The sequence below is a fragment of the Actinoallomurus bryophytorum genome, from assembly GCF_006716425.1.
Taxonomy (GTDB): domain Bacteria; phylum Actinomycetota; class Actinomycetes; order Streptosporangiales; family Streptosporangiaceae; genus Actinoallomurus; species Actinoallomurus bryophytorum.
Genome location: NZ_VFOZ01000001.1, coordinates 998,395 through 1,016,805, shown reverse-complemented (window position 1 = coordinate 1,016,805; position 18,411 = coordinate 998,395). Strand labels below are relative to the sequence as shown.

Annotated in this window: 19 protein-coding genes; 14 read left to right on the top strand and 5 right to left on the bottom strand. The window is 69.3% G+C overall.

Going from position 1 to position 18,411, the window contains the following annotated elements; genetic code table 11:
• The first annotated feature begins 99 nt into the window (after positions 1 to 99).
• Complete coding sequence (locus FB559_RS46080) at positions 100 to 234, top strand: hypothetical protein (protein ID WP_281286224.1); 135 nt, start codon at positions 100 to 102, stop codon at positions 232 to 234.
• 10 nt (positions 235 to 244) lie between these two features.
• Here the strand turns inward: FB559_RS46080 and FB559_RS04770 are convergent, their stop codons facing one another.
• On the bottom strand, positions 245 to 835 hold the full coding sequence (locus FB559_RS04770) for a TetR family transcriptional regulator (RefSeq protein WP_141953701.1): 591 nt from the start codon (positions 833 to 835) through the stop codon (positions 245 to 247).
• A 245-nt stretch (positions 836 to 1,080) separates the two neighbouring features.
• Here FB559_RS04770 and FB559_RS04765 point away from each other — a divergent pair, with 245 nt between their 5' ends.
• The 7 genes from FB559_RS04765 (at position 1,081) to FB559_RS04735 (ending at position 11,721) form a co-directional block, all read left to right on the top strand.
• Positions 1,081 to 2,217: an acyl-CoA dehydrogenase family protein gene (locus FB559_RS04765; RefSeq protein WP_141953699.1), complete on the top strand. Its 1,137-nt coding sequence runs from the start codon at positions 1,081 to 1,083 to the stop codon at positions 2,215 to 2,217.
• Positions 2,217 to 3,389: an acyl-CoA dehydrogenase family protein gene (locus FB559_RS04760; protein ID WP_141953697.1), complete on the top strand. Its 1,173-nt coding sequence runs from the start codon at positions 2,217 to 2,219 to the stop codon at positions 3,387 to 3,389. The genes FB559_RS04765 and FB559_RS04760 overlap by 1 nt, the downstream gene beginning before the upstream one ends.
• 23 nt (positions 3,390 to 3,412) lie before the next feature.
• The gene (locus FB559_RS04755) at positions 3,413 to 4,699 is read left to right on the top strand and encodes an OB-fold domain-containing protein (protein WP_141953695.1); all 1,287 of its coding nucleotides are present in this window, start codon (positions 3,413 to 3,415) and stop codon (positions 4,697 to 4,699) included.
• Positions 4,696 to 5,862 (top strand): lipid-transfer protein, encoded by a 1,167-nt coding sequence (locus FB559_RS04750; RefSeq protein ID WP_141953693.1) that lies wholly within the window; start codon positions 4,696 to 4,698, stop codon positions 5,860 to 5,862. Before FB559_RS04755 ends, FB559_RS04750 begins: the two co-directional genes overlap by 4 nt.
• A gap of 388 nt (positions 5,863 to 6,250) precedes the next feature.
• Complete coding sequence (locus tag FB559_RS04745; RefSeq protein ID WP_141953691.1) at positions 6,251 to 6,613, top strand: YbaB/EbfC family nucleoid-associated protein; 363 nt, start codon at positions 6,251 to 6,253, stop codon at positions 6,611 to 6,613.
• Between the two features lie 3 nt (positions 6,614 to 6,616).
• Positions 6,617 to 11,164 (top strand): GH-E family nuclease, encoded by a 4,548-nt coding sequence (locus FB559_RS04740; protein ID WP_141953689.1) that lies wholly within the window; start codon positions 6,617 to 6,619, stop codon positions 11,162 to 11,164.
• Positions 11,161 to 11,721, top strand: coding sequence for a suppressor of fused domain protein (locus tag FB559_RS04735; RefSeq protein WP_141953687.1), 561 nt, complete (start codon positions 11,161 to 11,163; stop codon positions 11,719 to 11,721). The genes FB559_RS04740 and FB559_RS04735 overlap by 4 nt, the downstream gene beginning before the upstream one ends.
• Before the next feature lie 44 nt (positions 11,722 to 11,765).
• On the opposite strand, the gene FB559_RS04730 is transcribed toward FB559_RS04735, so the two are convergent.
• The gene (locus FB559_RS04730; RefSeq protein WP_141953684.1) at positions 11,766 to 12,185 is read right to left on the bottom strand and encodes a VOC family protein; all 420 of its coding nucleotides are present in this window, start codon (positions 12,183 to 12,185) and stop codon (positions 11,766 to 11,768) included.
• 152 nt (positions 12,186 to 12,337) lie between these two features.
• Here FB559_RS04730 and FB559_RS44475 point away from each other — a divergent pair, with 152 nt between their 5' ends.
• Complete coding sequence (locus FB559_RS44475) at positions 12,338 to 12,535, top strand: DUF5999 family protein (RefSeq protein ID WP_141953681.1); 198 nt, start codon at positions 12,338 to 12,340, stop codon at positions 12,533 to 12,535.
• 182 nt (positions 12,536 to 12,717) lie between these two features.
• Here the strand turns inward: FB559_RS44475 and FB559_RS04720 are convergent, their stop codons facing one another.
• Positions 12,718 to 13,410, bottom strand: a complete 693-nt coding sequence (locus FB559_RS04720; protein ID WP_141953679.1) for a TetR family transcriptional regulator — start codon at positions 13,408 to 13,410, stop codon at positions 12,718 to 12,720.
• 144 nt (positions 13,411 to 13,554) lie between these two features.
• On the opposite strand from FB559_RS04720, the gene FB559_RS04715 reads away from it, so the two are divergent.
• The 3 genes from FB559_RS04715 (at position 13,555) to FB559_RS04705 (ending at position 16,369) form a co-directional block, all read left to right on the top strand.
• Positions 13,555 to 15,141 carry an MFS transporter gene (locus tag FB559_RS04715; protein WP_141953677.1) on the top strand — a complete coding sequence of 529 codons (1,587 nt, stop codon included), beginning with the start codon at positions 13,555 to 13,557 and terminating at the stop codon, positions 15,139 to 15,141.
• A gap of 64 nt (positions 15,142 to 15,205) precedes the next feature.
• Positions 15,206 to 15,619 carry a hypothetical protein gene (locus tag FB559_RS04710; protein ID WP_141953675.1) on the top strand — a complete coding sequence of 138 codons (414 nt, stop codon included), beginning with the start codon at positions 15,206 to 15,208 and terminating at the stop codon, positions 15,617 to 15,619.
• A 96-nt stretch (positions 15,620 to 15,715) separates the two neighbouring features.
• The gene (locus FB559_RS04705; protein WP_141953673.1) at positions 15,716 to 16,369 is read left to right on the top strand and encodes a rhomboid-like protein; all 654 of its coding nucleotides are present in this window, start codon (positions 15,716 to 15,718) and stop codon (positions 16,367 to 16,369) included.
• Here FB559_RS04705 and FB559_RS04700 read toward each other — a convergent pair.
• Together FB559_RS04700 and FB559_RS04695 are read right to left on the bottom strand one after the other, a co-directional pair.
• Positions 16,296 to 16,817 carry a twin-arginine translocase subunit TatC gene (locus FB559_RS04700; protein ID WP_141953670.1) on the bottom strand — a complete coding sequence of 174 codons (522 nt, stop codon included), beginning with the start codon at positions 16,815 to 16,817 and terminating at the stop codon, positions 16,296 to 16,298. The genes FB559_RS04705 and FB559_RS04700 overlap by 74 nt on opposite strands.
• Positions 16,818 to 16,928: 111 nt before the next feature.
• On the bottom strand, positions 16,929 to 17,231 hold the full coding sequence (locus FB559_RS04695) for a hypothetical protein (protein WP_141953668.1): 303 nt from the start codon (positions 17,229 to 17,231) through the stop codon (positions 16,929 to 16,931).
• Positions 17,232 to 17,406: 175 nt separating this feature from the next.
• On the opposite strand from FB559_RS04695, the gene FB559_RS04690 reads away from it, so the two are divergent.
• Positions 17,407 to 18,183 (top strand): helix-turn-helix domain-containing protein, encoded by a 777-nt coding sequence (locus tag FB559_RS04690; RefSeq protein ID WP_141953665.1) that lies wholly within the window; start codon positions 17,407 to 17,409, stop codon positions 18,181 to 18,183.
• On the top strand, positions 18,099 to 18,281 hold the full coding sequence (locus FB559_RS46580) for a DUF397 domain-containing protein (protein WP_141953662.1): 183 nt from the start codon (positions 18,099 to 18,101) through the stop codon (positions 18,279 to 18,281). The genes FB559_RS04690 and FB559_RS46580 overlap by 85 nt, the downstream gene beginning before the upstream one ends.
• Positions 18,282 to 18,411: the final 130 nt, after the last annotated feature.

Here is an 18,411-nt window from a genome sequence, read left to right as displayed (position 1 = left end):
GGGATGTTCATCTGCCTGTTACCGAGAGTAGTTGCCTAAAATTCGGACAAGCAGGCATACTCGGGTCGAAACTACCCCCCGATGAGTTAGGTGTTCCCCGTGCCGGACCTCGTCTCGACCATCCTCGCGAAGGCCCTCGTGATGCTCCTTGAGGCCCTTCTCGCCCGGTTGATCCTGCAGTTCATGCGCTCCGGGCTTTACCGCGATCTTCGTGCGGCGGGCGCCGCCGCCTGATCACGGTCCCTCAGAAGCCGGCGAGCAGGCGCTCGGCGGCGATCTCCAGGCGCGCCTGAAGCCGCTCGGTGCCGCTGCGGCCTCGCAGGATCTCCATCATCTCCATGATCCAGATGCTGGAGAGTGAGCGGAGCAGCACGCCGTGCTCCTCGGGCCGGCCGGCCCCGTCCTCGGCCACCTTCGCGAGCATCCCGGCCATCCGGTCGCCCAGGTCGGTCTTGACGTCCGAGAGCAGCAGCGAGCGGATCAGCGCGTCGGCGAGCTCCGGCTCGCGCATCAGACCGCGCGTCGCGCGCATGAGCACCTCGACGGCACGGCCGGCGGGGGAGCCCGACCTCGGCGGACGGCGGTCTAGGCTCGCCTCGAGGGTGTCCATCTCCTCGTTGACGACGGCCACCACGAGATCCATCTTGGACGGGAAGTAGCGGTAGAGCGTGCCCAGGGCCACTCCGGCGCGTTCGGCGACGGTCCGCATCTGCATCGCCTCCACGCCCCCGCGTGACGCGAGCGCGGCGGCGGCCTGGAGGATGCGCTTGCGGCGCTGGTGCTGGCTGCGGGAGCGGCCTGTCTGGTGACCGGCCGCCGCGGGTTCTGCGGTCACGTCGGCCCTCCCTCGGGGAGCGCGGAACCTATCCGCGCGGTTACTGTGCACAAGGGTACATGCGCGAGAACACGTTATTCCGCGCGAGCTGTACAGGCGCTCGAAAGTGGATGTTATGCGATCAGTCAACCATCGCACCACATGGTGGGATGAGAGCAGTTCCCTCAAGGTGGACACGTACTAGAATCTGTTCTAGTTTTCATCGCAGTCCCGGCTGCCGCCTGCTTCTGCCGCGAGAGGGGATCATGGACTTCGATCTCGACGAGAGCTTTCAGGAGCTGCGGACACTGGCGGGGGGCCTGCTCGATCGCGAGGCCACCACGGTCCGGCTCGACGCACACGAACGCTCAGGTGACCCCTACGACGGCAAACTCTGGACGGCGCTGGCCGATGCCGGCCTGCTCGGCGCCTGCCTGCCGGAGGATCTCGGCGGGGCCGGGCTCGACGCGGTCGGGCTGGCGGTGCTCCTACGGGAGATCGCGGCGTACGCCGCGCCGGTGCCCGCGTACGCCTCGCTGATCGCCGCCGTCACCGTCGCACGCCACGGCAGCGCCGACCAGCGCGCGCGCCTCACCGCGCTGGCCGAGGGCGAACTGGTCATCACCGCCGCGGTACGCGAGCCGGGCACCGACCTGTCCGTGCCCCCCGCGGCGACACCGGGTACGACGCCCGGCACGGCGCCCACCGCGACGATCGCCACGACCGCGAGGCGCGACGGCGACGCGTACGTCATCGACGGCGTGAAGACCTTCGTGCCCTATGCCGGGCAGTCGGCCTACATCCTGGTCCCCGCCCGTACCGAGGACGGCGGCGTCGGCGTCTTCCTTCTCGAGCCCGGCCAGGTCGCGCTCACTCCGTACCCGGCCGCCACCCACGAGCCCATGGCGCGCCTGGGCCTGGACGGCGTCCGCGCCGGCGCGGACACCCTGCTCGGCGCCGGCGCGTACGAGACACTGCTCGGGCACGCCACCGCCGGGGCCGTCGCCAGCGCGTCCGGTGCCCTCGCCTCGGCGTTGCGCCTCACCACCGAGCACGTCAAGACGCGTCAGCAGTTCGACCGGGTGCTCGCGGAGTTCCAGGCCGTCACCATGCAGATGGGCGACGTCTACATCGCGGGACGCACCCTGGACGTGGCCATGTGGGCGGGCATCTGGCGGCTCGCCGAAGGCCGCGACGACGCCGCCGAGGTGCTCGCCGTCGCCGCCTGGGCCGCCTGCGAGGGAGCCCTGAAAGCCGTCTACACCTGCCAGCACCTGCACGGCGGGCTCGGACTCGACGTGACCTACCCGCTGCACCGCCACTTCGCGTGGGTCAAGCACTACGCCCATCTCCTCGGTGGCGCCGAGGCACAGCTCGAGGCGATCGGAGCTCTGGTGGCCTGATGTTCATCGACCTGACCGACGCACAGAAGGCGCTCCGCGACGAACTGCGCGACTACTTCCGCGCCTGCCTGACCGACGAGCAGCGGGACCGGATCCATCGCGACTCGTTCGGCCCCTCGTACATGGAGCACTGCCGGCGCCTGGGCCAGGACGGCATGCTGGGCATCGCGCTCCCCGAGGAGTACGGCGGGCGCGGCTTCGGCCCGGTCGAGCAGCAGATCTTCGCCAACGAGATCGCCCGCGCCGAGGTGCCGTACCCGCTCATCACCCTCAACACCGTCGCTCCGACGCTCGTGCAGTACGGGACCGAGGAGCAGAAGAAGCGCTTCCTGCCCCGGATCCTCGCCGGTGAGTGCCACTTCGCCATCGGCTACACCGAGCCCGGCGCCGGCACCGACCTGGCCGCGCTCCGTACGACGGCGGTCAGGGACGGCGACCACTACGTCGTGAACGGCCAGAAGATCTTCACCTCGGGCGCGCACCACGCCGACCACATCTGGCTGGCCGCGCGCACGGACGCCGACGCCAAGAAGCACAAGGGCATCTCGATGCTCATCGTCGACTGCACCGACCCGGGGTTCTCCTCGACGCCGATCGTCACGATGGACGGCCGCCACCACACCAACTCGACCTACTACCAGGACGTACGCGTGCCGGTCGACATGCTCGTCGGCGAGGAGAACCGCGGCTGGGACCTCATCGTCAACCAGCTCAACCACGAACGCGTCACGCTCGGCCCGGCCGGCAACATCGCCCACACCTACGACCGGTTCCTGCGCTGGGCGCGCACCAAGCCCGGCCGTGACGGGCGGCCACTGATCGAGCAGCCCGCCGTACGCCGCGCCGTCGCCGAGATCCACGCGTTCCTGCGCATCAACGAGCTGCTCAACTGGCAGGTCGCCGCGAGCATGGACCTCGGCTGGCTCGGCGCGCCGGACGCCTCCGCCACCAAGATCTACGGCTCCGAGCGCATGCAGGACGCCGGGCGCATCGCCGGCGAGGTGCTGGCGCGGTACGGCGACCCGGGCGACGAGGAGACCCGCGACCTGATCGACCGCGTCGACCGCGGGGTGAAGGGCGGCCTCGTGCTCACCTTCGGCGGCGGCGTCAACGAGATCCAGCGTGAGATCATCGCGATGATCGGCCTCGGCCTGCCGCGGGCCCCTCGCTGACCGCGCGCGGCGGAGGGAGAGACATGCACGATCGCCTCATGGCGCTCGCGGCCGAACTCACGGCCAAGGGGGAGGTGCCGGTCGGGCCGTGCCCCGATCCGGTGAACGCGGCGATGATCCGCAACTGGACCCAGACGCTCGGTGATCCGAACCCGCTCTGGGCCGAGTACGCCCCGCCGGCCATGATCCAGGTCTGGTCCATGCCCGGCCTGGGCCCGCGGCGGCCGGCCGTGTCCGAGCCCGCCCTCGCGATGCTGCACGAGGCGGGCTACACGGGCATCGTCGCCACCGACTGCGAGCAGACCTACGACCGATACCTCCGGCTGGGGGAAGAACTCCGCATCACCCTGCGCCTGGGCGACGTGGTCGGCCCTAAGCAGACCGCGCTCGGCGAGGGCTACTTCGTGACCTGGTACCAGACCTGGTACGCCGGGGACGAACGCGTCGCGGAGATGCTGTTCCGCGTGCTGAAGTTCCGGCCACGCGACTCCGGCGGCGCGGCCCCGTCGCCCGATGGCCGCTATCCGCTGCGGCCCGCCGTGAACGCGGACACCCGGTTCTTCTGGGAGGGCGTCGAGGCCGGCGAGCTGCGCATCCAGCGTTGCGCCGAATGCGGCGAGCTGCGACATCCGCCCGGCCCGATGTGCCCGCACTGCCACGCGACCAAGCGCGACCACGTCACGGCGAGCGGGCGCGGCGTCGTGCACAGCTATGTCGTGCACCACCATCCGCCGGTTCCGGGGCAGCGGTCGCCGTTCGTCGTGGCGCTGGTCGAGCTGGAGGAGGGCGTGCGGATGGTCGGGAACCTCCTCGGCTGCACCCGTGACGACGTCCGTATCGGCATGCCCGTCGAGCTGTCCTTCCAGCGGATGGACGACGAGCTGACGCTGCCGCAGTGGCGGCCGGCCGGTGCGGTGCCGGAAGAGACGGCGGCTCCGCAGGAGGCGCAGGTCGCCGGCGGCCCGGCGCTCCGCATCGAGCTGACCCCGACGTTCGTGATCTCCACCGCGCTGGCGACCAGGGACTTCATGCCGGTGCACCACGATCCCGCACGTGCCAGGGCACAGGGGTCCAAGGACATCTTCCTCAACATCCTCACCACGATGGGCCTGGTCCAGCGGTGCGCCCTGGATCTCGTCCCGGACGCGCGGCTCTCGGGCATCGCGATACGCCTGGGCGTCCCGGCGTACGCGGGAGAGACGCTGGTCCTGACCGGCCACCGGTCCGGCGACCACACCCTGGAGGTCCGCGGCGCGGTGAGCCTCGGCGATCACGTCACCGCGACCGTACGGCTGAAGGAGCCCGCATGACGATCTCGGGCCGGGCGGCGATCGCCGGCATCGGCGCGACCGAGTTCTCCAAGGAGTCGGGCCGTTCGGAGCTCCAGCTCGCCGCGGAGGCGTGCATCGCCGCGATCAAGGACGCGGGGCTGACGCCGTCGGACGTCGACGGCCTGGTGACCTTCACCCAGGACGCCAACTCCGAGATCGCGGTCGCCCGCGAGCTGGGCATCCCGGAGCTGAACTTCTTCTCCCGCGTGGACTACGGCGGCGGCGCGGCCTGCGGCACGGTCGCGCACGCCGCGATGGCGGTCGCGTCCGGGCAGGCGGAGACGGTCGTGTGCTACCGGGCGTTCAACGAGCGCTCCGGGCACCGCTTCGGCCAGGCGAGCACGCGCTCGACACCGGGCACGACCACGCTGGAGTTCTCCTGGCACCTGCCGTACGGCTTCGCCACCCCCGCCGCGTGGGTCGCGATGCAGGCCCGGAGGTACATGCACGAGTACGGCGCCACCAGCGAGGACTTCGGCCGTGTCGCGGTCGCGATGCGGCGCCACGCCGCCACCAACCCCAAGGCGTGGTTCCACGACCGGCCGATCACGCTGGAGGAGCACCAGGCCAGCCGGTGGGTGGTCGAGCCGCTGCACCTGTTCGACTGCTGCCAGGAGTCCGACGGCGGGGTGGCGATCGTGGTGACCGGCGCGGACCGCGCCCGCGACCTCGCCCACCCGCCGGCGATGGTCAGAGCCGCCGCGCAGGGAGCCGGGCCGAACCAGATGATGATGTTCGGCTACTACGAGACCGACGTCGCCGCACTCCCCGCGATGGGCGTCGTGGGCCGCTCACTGTGGAGCCGGTCCGGTCTGGGTCCGGCGGACGTGCAGACCGCGATCCTGTACGACCACTTCACGCCGTTCGTGCTGATGCAGCTTGAAGAGCTGGGCTTCTGCGACCGGGGAGAGGCCAAGGACCTCGTCGCGGACGGCGGCATCGAACTCGGCGGCCGGCTGCCGGTCAACCCGAACGGCGGCCAGCTCGGCGAGGCGTACATCCACGGCATGAACGGCATCGCCGAGGCGGTACGCCAGATACGCGGCACGTCGGTGAACCAGGTCCCCGAGGTCGAGAACGTCCTCGTGACGGCCGGCACCGGAGTCCCGACGAGCGGCCTCATCCTCGGCCGGGACGAGTAGCCGTCCTTAGATCGTCGATGGGAGGTTGGCGGCTGCTGTCTCGATGCCGGCTCCGGCGAAGCCTTTGTCGTGGTCATCCAGATGCACATAGAGCGCGACCAGAAGGGCGTCTAGGTCTGTCTTCACACACCGACCTTGGGCTCCCTTCCTCTTGGCCCAAAGCCGCTTCGGCGATATCCCACCAACGATCTGGGCGAACTCGGTCGGTCCGGCCTAGCTGACGCCGATGGTGAGCGCGTGGCCGGTCGGTAGAGCCCTGGCCTCGCCGGGAAGGCTGGGTGCTCCAACGTACCTTATGTCCTTTTTGGGATAAACGGTCCTTATTTGCCTTTCGTTAAGTATCAAGAAAAGCTGGCGTTTCGATCTTCAGGAACGCCAAAATGTCCGGATGAGTTCGACGCGTGATCAGCGGCGGCTCGAGGAAGTGCAGCGGCTACGGCGCGATGTCGCCGAGGTGACCGTCACTTCCCGATCCCGCAATGGCGAGGTATCGGTCGAGGTCGGCGCACAGGGGCAGCTTCGTGACATCCGGTTCAAACCGCAGGCACTGACGAAGCTGAACGCCCAGAAGCTGGCTCATCTGATCATGACCGTCGTGGCCGAGGCCGCCGAGGAAGCGGCCGCTCAGGCGATGGACATGACCGCGGCGTTTCTTCCGGACGACATGGTCGCCCGGCTGCGTGACGGGGAGAGGGATCTCATCTCCCTACTCCCCATACCTCCTCGTATCCAAGAGACCGGCGAGGAGTGAATCGTGGCCGTATCGGGATACACCGTTCAGTTCGACACGTTCAAGAGCGCCGGGAAGGGGATCTCGGCGGCGGGCGACACCCTGGCGCTCGCGGTCGACACGCTGTGCCGTGAGCTGGCCGCGGCCGGACAGGCGTGGGGTCAGGATGACATCGGCCGGGCGTTCTTCACCGGGGACGACCAGGCGATGGGCTTCGGCGCCGTACGGGACGTCGTGCTCGCGGCCTTGGCGGACATGGTCAACCTCCTCCGGGCCACCGGGGGCACGTTGATCGTCAACGGCCGCAACTACCAGTTGGCGGAGAACGCGAACACGGTGGGCGCGGCGTTGCCGGACGGCGCCGACAAGGGCGCCCAGGCCGGGGAGAACCCGTACTCGCTGCCCGCTGTGGCGGCGGGACTGGCACGTTCGGATCCGCCACCGCCGGCGGTCCACCAAATCATCGGCTTAGTTGAGGAACTCGTCGGCGGGTGTGAGTACCCGGACGGCGACATGGCGGGCCTGAAGTCGATCGAAGCGGCGTGCACGACCGCTGCCTCGTCGGTCCTGGACGTGGCACGAGACGTGGACGGGCACTCCCGTGCGGTGACGGCCAACAACGCGGGTGAGGCGGTCGAGAGGTTCGGATCGTTCGCGGCGGCGCTGCGAGGCGGCGGTGAAGAGGGCGGGCTGCTGTGGCTGGCCGGAATGTGCCAGGCGCTGGGGGACTCCGCCGGGTTTCTGGTCAAGCAGAAGAACGCCGCTCGCCTGCAGTTCGAGCTGTCGTGCGCGTTCCTGGTCGCGACGTGGACGGCCGCGATGGCCATCTCGTGGCTGACGGCCGGTACGTCGGTCGCGGAGGCCAACGCCGTGACCGTGGTCGAGGGCTCGATGCTCAAGTCGCTCCTGGCCAGGATCGTCACCGTGGTCCGGGGAATGTGGAAGGCCGTCGCGGCGGGCGCGGGGTTCGCCGGTGGCCTGGACGGCATCGGGCAGTACGCGCGCATCCACGAGGGCGTCCAGCGGAACTTCGACGGCGGGGAGCTCTTGACCGCGATCGAGGAGGGCGCCGTCGCCGGCGGTGTGATGGGCGGCGCGGGACTCGTGATCGCGGGCCGCGGCACCCGGCTGACCGCCGCGCTGGCCGACCGGATGAGCGCGAACGGTGGCAACGCGATTCTCACGCGTATGGGCGTGGCCGCCGCGACCGGCACCGCGGGCAACGTCGCGGCGCAGGGGCTGGTCGAACACCGCGTCGACCTCGCCCAGGCGGCCGAGTTCGGCGTCGGTATGGCCGCCATGGGCGCCGCCGGGGAGACCGGTAAGCACCTCCTCGGCCAGCACGGGGGAGCCGCCCCGGCCGCGTTCTCCCGATCCGGCCTGGACGCCGCTCCGTACGAGGCCGGAGAGGCCCCGGTGGCCGACGTCCCCGTGATCGGTCCTGGCGAGCAGGCGGGTCAGGGCGGTGTCCCGGCGCCCGACGTCCCGGCGCCCGACGTCCCGGCGGCCGATGTCCCCGTGACCCCCGCCGCGTACGGCCACGAGGGCGCGGCGGTGGGCGATCCGGCCACGACCAGGCTGGCCGCGGACCAGGCCCCGGCCGTCGGCGGCGACGCCGCTCCTGGGGGGCAGGGCCAGGGCACCTCCCCGGGCGGTACGGGCGTCGGCCGGGTCAACGCGCTCATCAACCTGCCGCCCGCCCATGGGTCCGGCGACGCCGTGCCCGTTCAGACCGTGGCCGCCCACCGTACGGGCGTCCCCGCGGAGGGCCTCGCCTCGAAGGGCACCCTGCCATCCGGCACGTCGGCAGCGTCCGGGAACCCCGGTACGTCGAGCGCCCGGCCGGCGCTCGGCCAGAACGCCTCCGTACCCCTGAGCCGGGATCCCGGGCGGCCCGCCTCCGGGCAGGGCACCGCCGAGGTGTCCCTCGCGGGAGAGAGTTCCGGCGATCCGGTGTCTCCGGTCGCCCGGGGCTCCGGCCGCCCCGACTCCTCGCCCGCGTACGGTCTCGGCGAGCCGCCCGCGGATCTGGCCGGGGCGGACCGGCCACCGGTCGTCCTCGACCGGTCCGGCGGCTCAGAGACGCTGCTTCGGCCCGCGCCCGTCGAGGTCCCGGTGACGCCGGGCGACGCGGGCCGAGCCCAACCCGGCGGCACCGCACCTCACAGCGCACCGGGCAGGACGGCACCGCGCGTCGACCACCCGGCCGCCGAGACCGGGCCGGGCACGCGTACGGACGCGCCCGGACTCGACTCCGGCTCCCGTACACCGGTGGCGCGTGAGGCCACCTCGCCTCGCAGCCTCGACCTGAATCCGGACACGCGTACGCCGCTGATTCCCGACACGGTGACCGCGGGAGAGGCGCCGCACGCCTCGGAGTGGGCGCATCTGCGGGAGTCCGCGACCGCGGTGCCGCTCCTGCGCGAGATCCATCCGTTCACCGACGCCTCACGCGTCGAGGTACGGCGGATGACCCTGGCCGGAGCGGGGGAGACCCCGCGAACGGTGACCGAGTTCACGGTCAGGCTCCGCTACCAGGCCGATCCGGCGATGACGCCCGCGGACGTCGTACGCGCCAAGTCGAACATCCTCGATGCGGTCGACGCGCATTTCAACCATCAGTACCGCGCCTCCGACGGCTCTCGGCTCCACCTGCGCGCGGAGTTCGAGGAGGTGCCGGCGTCGGTGACGGAGGAGGCCGCGAGCCCGCAGGTCGTGCGCCTGCACCGGGGCGACGGCATGGGCCCGGGTGAGCGGCCGGACATGCTCAACCTGTACGCCGACATGGACCCGGCCGTCATCGCCCACGAGCTCGGCCACCACCTCGACCTGCGCGACGGTTACCCGGACCCGGGACGGACCGGCGGAGGATCGCTGACGGCGCCGGGGGTGCACCGCGACCTGGGCCTGATGGGCAGCGTGTTCCGCTTCTGGGCGGACCACACGGTGGTGGTGGACCACCTCGGCAACCCGGTGCCCGCCCACGTCGACCTGCGCGAGCGCGACCTGAGGCAGCTGGAGAAGTTCGCCGGCCGCCCGCCGGAGGTTCGCGGCGAGCCCGGTCCACGAGTCCCGGGGGAGACCCCGCGCACCCGTGGGGAGGTGACGCCGGAACTGCCGGATCACGTACGGGATCTGCTCACGCGCCTCGACGAGGACGGCCACCCGGTATTCCCGGCCGAGGGCCGCGATCCGCTCGAGCACGCGATGCTGGTCGACCGTACCCACGCGGTGTTCGAGGGCGAGGTCCCGCCGGAGCGGCTGACCCGTGAGCACATGCGGTACACCGAGGAGCTCACCGACGCGGCGCGAGAGCTCTACGACACGGCCCCGGACTACTCGTTCCGGGCGACCGACCTGCGGGGCCTGCGCGAACTCGCGGACGTCGTGGGCGCGGCCCCCGAGGGCGTGATGCCACGCGCCGACCTCCTGCACGACGTCGCCCACGAGACCCTGGGACACACTCCGGCTCCGCACGAGATCGAGGCCCTGACCAGCCTGGCCGACCACCTCAACAACGTGATGGACGGCCGCCGGCCGTTCGAGCCGTCCGCCGACGCCCTGCACCGCGCCGCGGCCGACCGGCTCGGCACCACCACGGGCCCTGAGACCACCCGCCGCGCGATCGACGAGCTCACCGAGAGCCCTCCCCTCGCCCACCCCGGCGAAAATCCCGTGCCGCGCGTGGAGTACTCCCCCCGATCACGACAAGAGCGGGTCGATCTGACGAATGATTCCGTCCGGGATTACGAGCAGCGATATGGCAGGCTGAGCCGAGACGCGAGGCTGCAGCTGGCCCGAGAGATCTACAACTCCTTCGAGCCGCCGATCAAGAGCACGGACCGACCGCACATCACTAAGGCGACCCGTGAGGAGATCTTCAAACGAGCCAAACGTGATCAGGCGGGGAACATCATCAGCGCGACCACCGGAAAACCCATCCCCGCCGGGGACATCCACAAGGGACACGTCGACGGAAACGAGCACCGTAAGCTTGTGGCGGACGCGAACAGGCTGGGCATGAACGAGGCGATGTTCAGGGCGGCGATGCAGAACGCCGACCTCTATCGGCTGGAGAAGGGCAGCGGGGCGGACGGCAACAGCGCCCACCAGCATGAGGACAAGAGCAACAAGCCCAGTGATCTCTTTGCAGGTGCCAAAAAGCTGCGAGACGGTAGCGTCCTCGTTCGAGGCGTGAGAATCCTCCGCAACGGAATGGCGCTCGACGCGAGGACCCAAAGACCGATCAAGGATGCCGATCTCCCGCGCGCCTGGGAAAGGAAGTCCAGTTCGGTTCAAGGCCAGGCCACGAAGGCGGCGGACAAGGCCGCGAAGGAGCAGGAGGCGGCACTTGACGAGCGACAGCAGTGGCTGAAGCAGACATCTGAGCAGGAAAAGCTGAACAGCAGGCAGCGGAATGCCTTGGAGGCACAGCGAAAAGCGAACGAGGCTGCGGAGAAGGCCCGAAAGGCCATTATCTGGAAGAAGACAGCCGCGGATGTGGCGGCCGAGGCGGCGGAGAAGGCCCAGAAGGCGTACGAGAAGGCGAATCCGAAGAGGAAGCACAAGTGAGCGACGACTCCATGCGGCTCTATCTCGACCACCTGAGCGAGTGGACGAACGGAGACGCGGAGATCCACACGGTGCCGGTCGACGATGACGCGGCGCCGGTGTTCACCTTCACCTGCCGCGATCCGTTCGGCGCGGACACCATCGCGGGCTTCACCTACGGCCTCTCGTTGGCCTCGCACCCCGAATGGCGGACGGCCAAGCCGGAGCTCTTCATCAGCATGGACTCCGACCGGGTGGACTGGACGCTCGCCGCGGGCTCGGTCGTGAAGGCCGGCCGGGGCAGGGAGCGGTTCAGCGAGGGTGACGTCTTCGACTTCGGCGGCCCGATCAGCCCGGACGAGTCCGAGATGTCGGTCCTCCTCGTGTTCCTGGTCACCGACCTGGACCCGGACTTCACCCACATCGAGCTCCCGGACGGACCGGTCAACCTCATCCAGCTTTATCCGATGTACGAGTCGGAGCTCCCGCTCCTGGAGGAGCAGGGCCCGGAGGGGTTCCTCACGACAGAGAACGTGAACTTCCGAGACCCGCGTCGCTCCCCTCTGCGTATGGGCTGACCCCTGGCCCTGCTACTGGTCGCGCTTGGGTAGTCCCTGAACACCTAAGGTCGCCAGGGCATGTGCTGGAGGGTCCAGGTGTTGCCGTCCGGGTCGGCGAAGTAGGCGTAGTAGACGCCGCCCATGTCCTGGACCGGGCCCACCTCGGTCCCGCGTTCGATCAGTGCTGCCCGTGCCGCCTCGATGTCGCTCACGACCAGGTGCAGGCCCCGTAGCGTCCCCGGTGGCATGTCGAGGGCCGACAGGCCCTCGGTCAGGGTGATCGAGCAGGCCGAGCCCGGTGGGGTGAGCTGGACGATCCGCACCCCGTCCGCCGGGCGTACGTCGACGTCCTCGACGAAGCCGAGGCGGTCGACGTAGAAGGCCTTGGACCGGTCGAGATCCGTCACGGGCACGGGTACGAGTTCGAGCAGGAGCGCACCGGGGGGTACCGGCGGCGGGGTGGTCTCAGCGTCGGGGAGCATGGACACCACCTTGGCATACCGGCTAGCCGTAAGACCGATGGTGCCGCTGGCAGGCGCGGTGCTTGGGGGCTGGCCCCGCAGACACGAGGGCATTCAATGAGCGATGGTGGTGTTGTAGGTAAATCCGGCTACGACAAGAAAGGGGAAGTGACATGTGCCAGCACCGGCCTCCATGCCCTGCGGCGAGCGCAGACGATCACACGGCGGCACGTGTCGTGTCGTCCCACCCCGAACAGGGATGGTGCCTGCTCTGCAACGGTGTCGTCATCTTCGATGACACCGGCGAGCTGGCCCCCGACGGTCACACCACGGCACCCCACCGAGCTCGGCCCCTGTCCTTCGCTGCCTGACCCCGCAAGCCCCTCGGTCCGCGTATGTGGACCTCCCCAGGGCCCCGGAGGAGCGACCCTACGCACCCCGCGGCCATCCCCGGCAGGACGTGCCGGTTCACGGAGACTTCCCCCATCTGCTCCGTGGACCGGCGGACCGGCCGGGACCTTCGACTGCCGTCCCCATGAGCCCGTGTGGGCCCTTACCGGGACGGCGTCGTCATTTCCGGCGTCGCGGTCTGATCCGCGGGCATGTAGTTGAGGCCGTCCTCCATGACCCCGAAGACCTGGTCGAGCACGTCGGAGAAGCGCCCGGTCCCGGACACGCGTGAGCTCAGGACCTCGAACGCGCTGCGGAACGCGCAGTTGGACAGGCCCGCCGCCACGTGCGGCCGCAGGTCGACGGCCGGGTCCACGCCCATGCGCTCGGCGATGACCCGGGTGATCTCCGCCTGTTTCTTCTGCCCGTGTTCGAGGCTGCGGCCGAAGACCGCCGGGCTGTTCTCCATCATGTGCTGGAGGCAGCCGAAGCGCTCGGGGTCGAAGCCGTACTCGCCGTCCTCGCAGGCGCGCAGCACCGATACCGCCGCGTTGCGGAGCGCGGTCATCACCGGTTCGGACGCCGGACGGGCCGCCAGGGCCTCCAGCATCGTCGTGAACTGCTCCTCCTGGAAGGTGAGGACGACGTCCTCCTTCGACGCGAAGTAACGGAAGAACGTCCGTGACGACACGTCGACCTCGTCGGCGATCTCCTCCACGGTCGTCGCCTCGAAGCCCTTCTCCTGGAAGAGCTGGAATGCCGCGTCGATCAACGCCTCGCGGGTGCGCTGCTTCTTGCGCTCACGTCGACCGCACGTGGGCGTCACACAGCTTGTTTCCACCGTGGTCGCCTCCATGCCAGGAGGGTAACTGACGAAGTTCACTTAGCCAAGGTCACCTTTCACTTTGTGACAGTCGTCATAGTGAGACTTTAGTCGCTTGACGACATGTGTCACGGCATGACACTTTTGTGCCTCATCGAACTTCACGGAGGCAAGTTCATGTCCCAAGCGACACTCGCGCCCCACGCTGAGGCGCGCGACAGGCCGAGTCGTACCGGACACGGCCATCCCTGGCTGACGCTGTTCGCGGTCGCCCTCGGCGTGATGATGGTCGGGCTCGACGCCACCGTCGTCTCCATCGCCAATCCGGCGATCGCGACCGACCTGCACGCGGACCTCACCGGACTGCAGTGGGTCACCAACGGATACCTGCTCTCCCTCGCCGTCACCCTGATCCCCGCGGGAAAGATCGCCGACCGGTTCGGCCGCAAGCGGACCTTCCTGGTGGGAGTCGTCGGATTCGCCGCCGCCTCGTTGCTGGTGGGTCTCTCGGGCGGCATCGGAATGGTGATCTTCTGGCGCGTCGTCCAGGGGTTCGCGGGGGCACTCCTGCAGCCGGCCAGCCTGGCGATCATCCGCAACACGTTCCCCGCCCACCGGCTCAACGCCGCGATCGGCATCTGGGGTGCCACGGTCGGGATCTCCATCGCCGGCGGCCCGATCGTCGGCGGGCTCCTCGTCCAGCACGTCAATTGGGAGTCGGTCTTCTACCTCAACGCACCCCTCGGTCTCATCGCGCTCCTGGTCGGCCTTTGGGTGATCCGCGAGTCGCGTGACGAGGAGGCGCACGGATCCTTCGACCTGTCCGGCGTCGCCCTGCTGTCGGGGTCGCTGTTCGCCCTGGTCTGGGGACTGATCAAGGCCGGTACGTACGGTTTCGGTGACCCTGTGCCGGTGTGGTCCTTCATTGCGTTCGCGGTGCTCCTCGCCGGCTTCGTCGTGCGTGAACTGATGGCCTCACACCCGGTGCTGCCGCTCAGCCTGTTCCGGTCGGTGTCGCTGTCCGCGGCGACCGGCCTGCTGCTGCTCGGCGTCTTCGCGCTGTTCGGCACGATCTTCTTCATCACGCTGTACCTGCAGCAGGTGCACGGGTTGAGCCCGGTCGCCGCGGGCGTGCGGTTGCTCCCGATGACCGGCATCTTCATCGTGTCCTCGCCGCTGGGGGGCGCGCTGACCCAGCGCTTCGGTCCACGTGTGCCGCTGGGGATCGGCATGGTGTTCACCGCCGTGGCGATGTTCGGTCTGTCCCGGATCAGCGTCGACGCGTCGTACAACACCATCTGGCCCTGGTTCGTGCTGATCGGCCTGGCGTTCGGCTTCATCCTGACCGCCGGGACGGAGGCCATCGTCGGCAACGCCCCGGTGCAGCTGGCGGGGGTCGCGGGCGGCCTGCAGCAGACCGCGTTCCAGGTCGGCGGCGTGCTCGGCACGTCGGTCCTCGGCACCATCCTGTCGACTCGTGTGGGCAACGTCCTCGTGGACCGGCTCTCCGGAGCGGGCGTTCCCGGACCGGCCGCGCACGGGCTCGCGGGCGCCAAGTCCTACGTCGCCCAGGGCGTCGCACCGGTGCCGCCGGGCACTCCCGGACCCGTCGCGACCGCGATCACGAACGGCAGCCACCTGGCCTTCATGGACGGTTTCCAGACCGCCATGTCGGTCGCCGCGGTCGTGGCTCTGGCCGCCGCCGTCGTCGCGGTGTTCGTACGGCGTGGCGAGTCCTCCGTCGAGGGTTCCGCCGCCATCTGATCGACGACAGGTGCGGGCGGACTCCCTCCGCCCGCACCCTTTTCACACGAACGGGGAGTACGTGATGGACACGGGGATCGAAGCGGCCGGGACTCCGCTGCCGGAAAGCGGCTGGGAGCTGCGGGTGGGCCGGGGGAGCGGGGACCGCCCCGCCCTGGAAGTGCACACGGGTGACGGGCTGATCGACGTCGCGGTGGCGGGCGGGCCGGGGGCCGTGCTCGTACGCGGTGCCGTGCGCGGCCGCCAGTTCTCGGTGGCGTGGGGACAGCTTCCGCCCGGGGGCGAGGTGCTCGTGGAGTTCCGTGCCGGGGGCTCGTCGCGTACGGTGCCGGCGCTGACGGTCGCGGGTGCGTTCTGGGCGGCCGAGGTGCCGGGAAAGTTCCGCGAGGTCATCGTCACGACGGCCGTGGACCGCGGGGCGTACCGCCTGCATCGGTTCCGCGAGCGGCGAGGTGGCCGCAGAGTGACAGCGGCCTGACTCTGCCCGGGTTGTCAGAAAATGCTCAGCCAAGCACCCTAGGCTGCCCAGGTGCCCTCGATCCTCAGGCGTTTCCCCGTACCCATTCTTTTCATCATGGCGTTGTGCGTCGTCTCTTCGGTGTACGCGTACGGGCTCGAACCGTCTGACCAGCGATCATTCGTGGCCTCGACCGCCACGAACCTGGTGAACCTGAGATCCGACCCGCTCGGCACGCTCATCGCCTCCGCCTTCGTGTCCGAGGCGGCGCCGTGGATCTGGGTGGGCTTCGCGATCGTCGGCCTGTTCCCGCTGGCACACCGTTTCGGCAACCTGCGGGCCCTGCTGCTCGTCGGTGCCGCCCAGATCATCGGCACGCTGCTCAGCGAGGGCCTGCTGGCCTGGCGCATCTCGACCGGCGCGGTCCCGGGTTCGCTGCGCTTCCTCGACGACGTGGGGCCCTCCTACGTCATCGCGTCCGCGCTCATCGCGACCATCCTGTACGGCGCCGAGCCCGCCGTCCGCACGGCCCGGCACGGACACTGGTTGTTCGACCGGATCCCGAGCCTCTGGTGGCGTGTCGGGGCGTTTGTGGGCCTCGCGTTCCTGGCCCCGCATCTGTTCGGCGGCCTGAACCACCTGGACGTCGCGGCCGTCGGTCACACGGTCGCCCTGATCACCGGTGCCGGGGCGGGCCTCATCCTGGTGCGCCTCGAGCCCCGCGCCGACGAGCCCGCAGTGACATCGCCGCAAGCAGCGAAAGCTCCATGACCAGCCCGAAGACCAGTATCCGGGCGATGGCCTGATCAAGGAACGTGCCGGTCGTGACCAGCGTGATGGTGTCGCCGGAGCCGGACAGCCACCAGTCACGCCGCAGCGACACGCAGGCCAGAGCGACGCCGGCCGCGAACAGCGCCAACGCCGCGGCGAGGTGGACCCCGCGCCGTACGCCGTGCGGCGAGGGCAGCTGGTAGAGCCAGATCGGTGCCGACACGACCAGCCCGAAGACGAACGCGAGCTTCAGGTGTGACGAGAACGGCCCGGTGGCGCTCTGTCTCACGCATTCCGCGGCGCAGCCGCCGGGCGGTGGCGGGCTCAGGAAGTCCCAGACCGCGCCGGCGACCAGCCAGCCGATCGCCGTACCGGCCGCGACGGCGAGCAGGCCCCAGAGAAGCCGGTACGACCGGACAGGCGTGCCGGGGCCCGTCGGTGACGTCATTCGTGCCTCCTGAACGGTCGCTTGGCGCCGCACGGTAGGCGAGGCACGGGCAGGGCGGGGTTCATTACGACGTTCTTTGAACCGTCCGGGCCTTCCCGCGGCTGGACCGCCTCACTCCGGCAGGTCGCTCGGTTCGCCTTCGGGCCCCGGTGGCATGACCACGTGGGCGATGACCTTGACCGCGTCCACGATCTGCGCGGCGGGGCAGATCGGCTCGTCCCAGCTCCACCACCAGTAGAGCGACTCCTGGTGGTCCGGCATGCAGCGGATGATCTCCGTGAGCCGCGCGCCGGTGCCGGGAGAGCTGACGCGTACGCGGGTCGGGGCGAGGGCCACGGCCTCCAGTCCGGCCGCCTGGCAGCCGTCGGTCAGCTGTGCGACGAGGTCGTCGACGTCCTGGATGGGGGTTGTCATCGACGCGGCTCCGTCCCTTTTCGCGTTGCGTTGTTACGCCTCTCATGCTGACCTCGTCGAGTTACGATTGGAAGCCTTTACAAAGATCGCCACACGCTATTGATGGGCGCACTTTTACCGTTGAAACTCACCGGCGCTTGCTGAGCCGAGCTGAATATGGACATGGGGGACTAGCATGGCAAATCGGGTCGATCCAGCCATGGCGACGTTCGGCAAGGCGGTCCGGGCATTCCGAATGGCGAAGGGATTCACGCAGGACCAACTGGCCCAGACGATCAACTACTCGAAAGCATGGCTGAGCAACGTCGAGACCGGTCAGCTGCGTCCGTTGCGGAAGGTCATCTGCGAATTCGAGGCGGCTTTGGGAGTGACGGACCAGGCTCTGCTGGAGCTCTATGACGAATTATCAAAAGAGACCGTTCCCGGATGGGCGAGGGACTGGTGGGACGAGGAGGCCAGGGCGTCGAGCCTGCGCGCCTTCGAGGATTCGCTCATCTACGGGCTGCTCCAGACCGAGGACTACGCCAGGGCCGTCTTCCGGGGCGACGAGGAGGCCCTCCAGCACCGAATGGCCAGGCAGGCGAGGGTTTTGGCCGGCAATCCGCCCACCGTGCGCTGTGTCCTGGACGAGATGGCGCTATATCGGGAGATAGGCGGCCGTGAAGTGATGCGGGCCCAGCTTGAGCACCTGGTCACCACCGCGACTTCGATCGCCACGATCCAGATCGTTCCCGCCTCGGCGAACCCCCATCGGCTGGGAGCGTTCACGATCGCATCGGTGGATGGCGGCGACGTGGCCTATGTGGAGAATGCCGTTCGGGGTGTCGTCACCAATGACAGAAAAGATCTGTTGCACCTTAATGATATATGGGAGTCGATCCGCTCGCAAGCCCTTCCCGTCGGAATGTCGATAGACTTCATCGCCAGGACGGTAGAAGAGAGATGGATATGAGCGAGCCCGACTGGCGAAAGGCCAGTAGAAGCGGAGAAAATCAAGGTAACTGCGTTGAGGTCGCGGTTACCGAAATCGAGCAATCCCCAATCGGCTGATGGCCGTCGTCGTGGCTCGGGCCTCGTCTTTTACGGCCGCGCATGCGCGATTGCTTGATCGGCGATGGCTCGAGCCGGTCACCGGGGCGGGGGGATCACCTGACGTGCGCTCGGCTCTTTCGGCTCACCG

Coding starts and splice junctions, on each gene's coding strand:
- FB559_RS04705 (WP_141953673.1), top strand. CDS start 15,716: ATGGCGTTGTGCGTCGTCTCTTCGGTGTACGCGTACGGGCTCGAACCG.
- FB559_RS04695 (WP_141953668.1), bottom strand. CDS start 17,231: ATGACAACCCCCATCCAGGACGTCGACGACCTCGTCGCACAGCTGACC.
- FB559_RS04755 (WP_141953695.1), top strand. CDS start 3,413: ATGCACGATCGCCTCATGGCGCTCGCGGCCGAACTCACGGCCAAGGGG.
- FB559_RS04750 (WP_141953693.1), top strand. CDS start 4,696: ATGACGATCTCGGGCCGGGCGGCGATCGCCGGCATCGGCGCGACCGAG.
- FB559_RS04745 (WP_141953691.1), top strand. CDS start 6,251: ATGAGTTCGACGCGTGATCAGCGGCGGCTCGAGGAAGTGCAGCGGCTA.
- FB559_RS04765 (WP_141953699.1), top strand. CDS start 1,081: ATGGACTTCGATCTCGACGAGAGCTTTCAGGAGCTGCGGACACTGGCG.
- FB559_RS04700 (WP_141953670.1), bottom strand. CDS start 16,817: ATGACGTCACCGACGGGCCCCGGCACGCCTGTCCGGTCGTACCGGCTT.
- FB559_RS04710 (WP_141953675.1), top strand. CDS start 15,206: ATGGACACGGGGATCGAAGCGGCCGGGACTCCGCTGCCGGAAAGCGGC.
- FB559_RS04760 (WP_141953697.1), top strand. CDS start 2,217: ATGTTCATCGACCTGACCGACGCACAGAAGGCGCTCCGCGACGAACTG.
- FB559_RS04690 (WP_141953665.1), top strand. CDS start 17,407: ATGGCAAATCGGGTCGATCCAGCCATGGCGACGTTCGGCAAGGCGGTC.
- FB559_RS04715 (WP_141953677.1), top strand. CDS start 13,555: ATGTCCCAAGCGACACTCGCGCCCCACGCTGAGGCGCGCGACAGGCCG.
- FB559_RS04730 (WP_141953684.1), bottom strand. CDS start 12,185: ATGCTCCCCGACGCTGAGACCACCCCGCCGCCGGTACCCCCCGGTGCG.
- FB559_RS44475 (WP_141953681.1), top strand. CDS start 12,338: ATGTGCCAGCACCGGCCTCCATGCCCTGCGGCGAGCGCAGACGATCAC.
- FB559_RS46580 (WP_141953662.1), top strand. CDS start 18,099: ATGGGAGTCGATCCGCTCGCAAGCCCTTCCCGTCGGAATGTCGATAGA.
- FB559_RS04720 (WP_141953679.1), bottom strand. CDS start 13,410: ATGGAGGCGACCACGGTGGAAACAAGCTGTGTGACGCCCACGTGCGGT.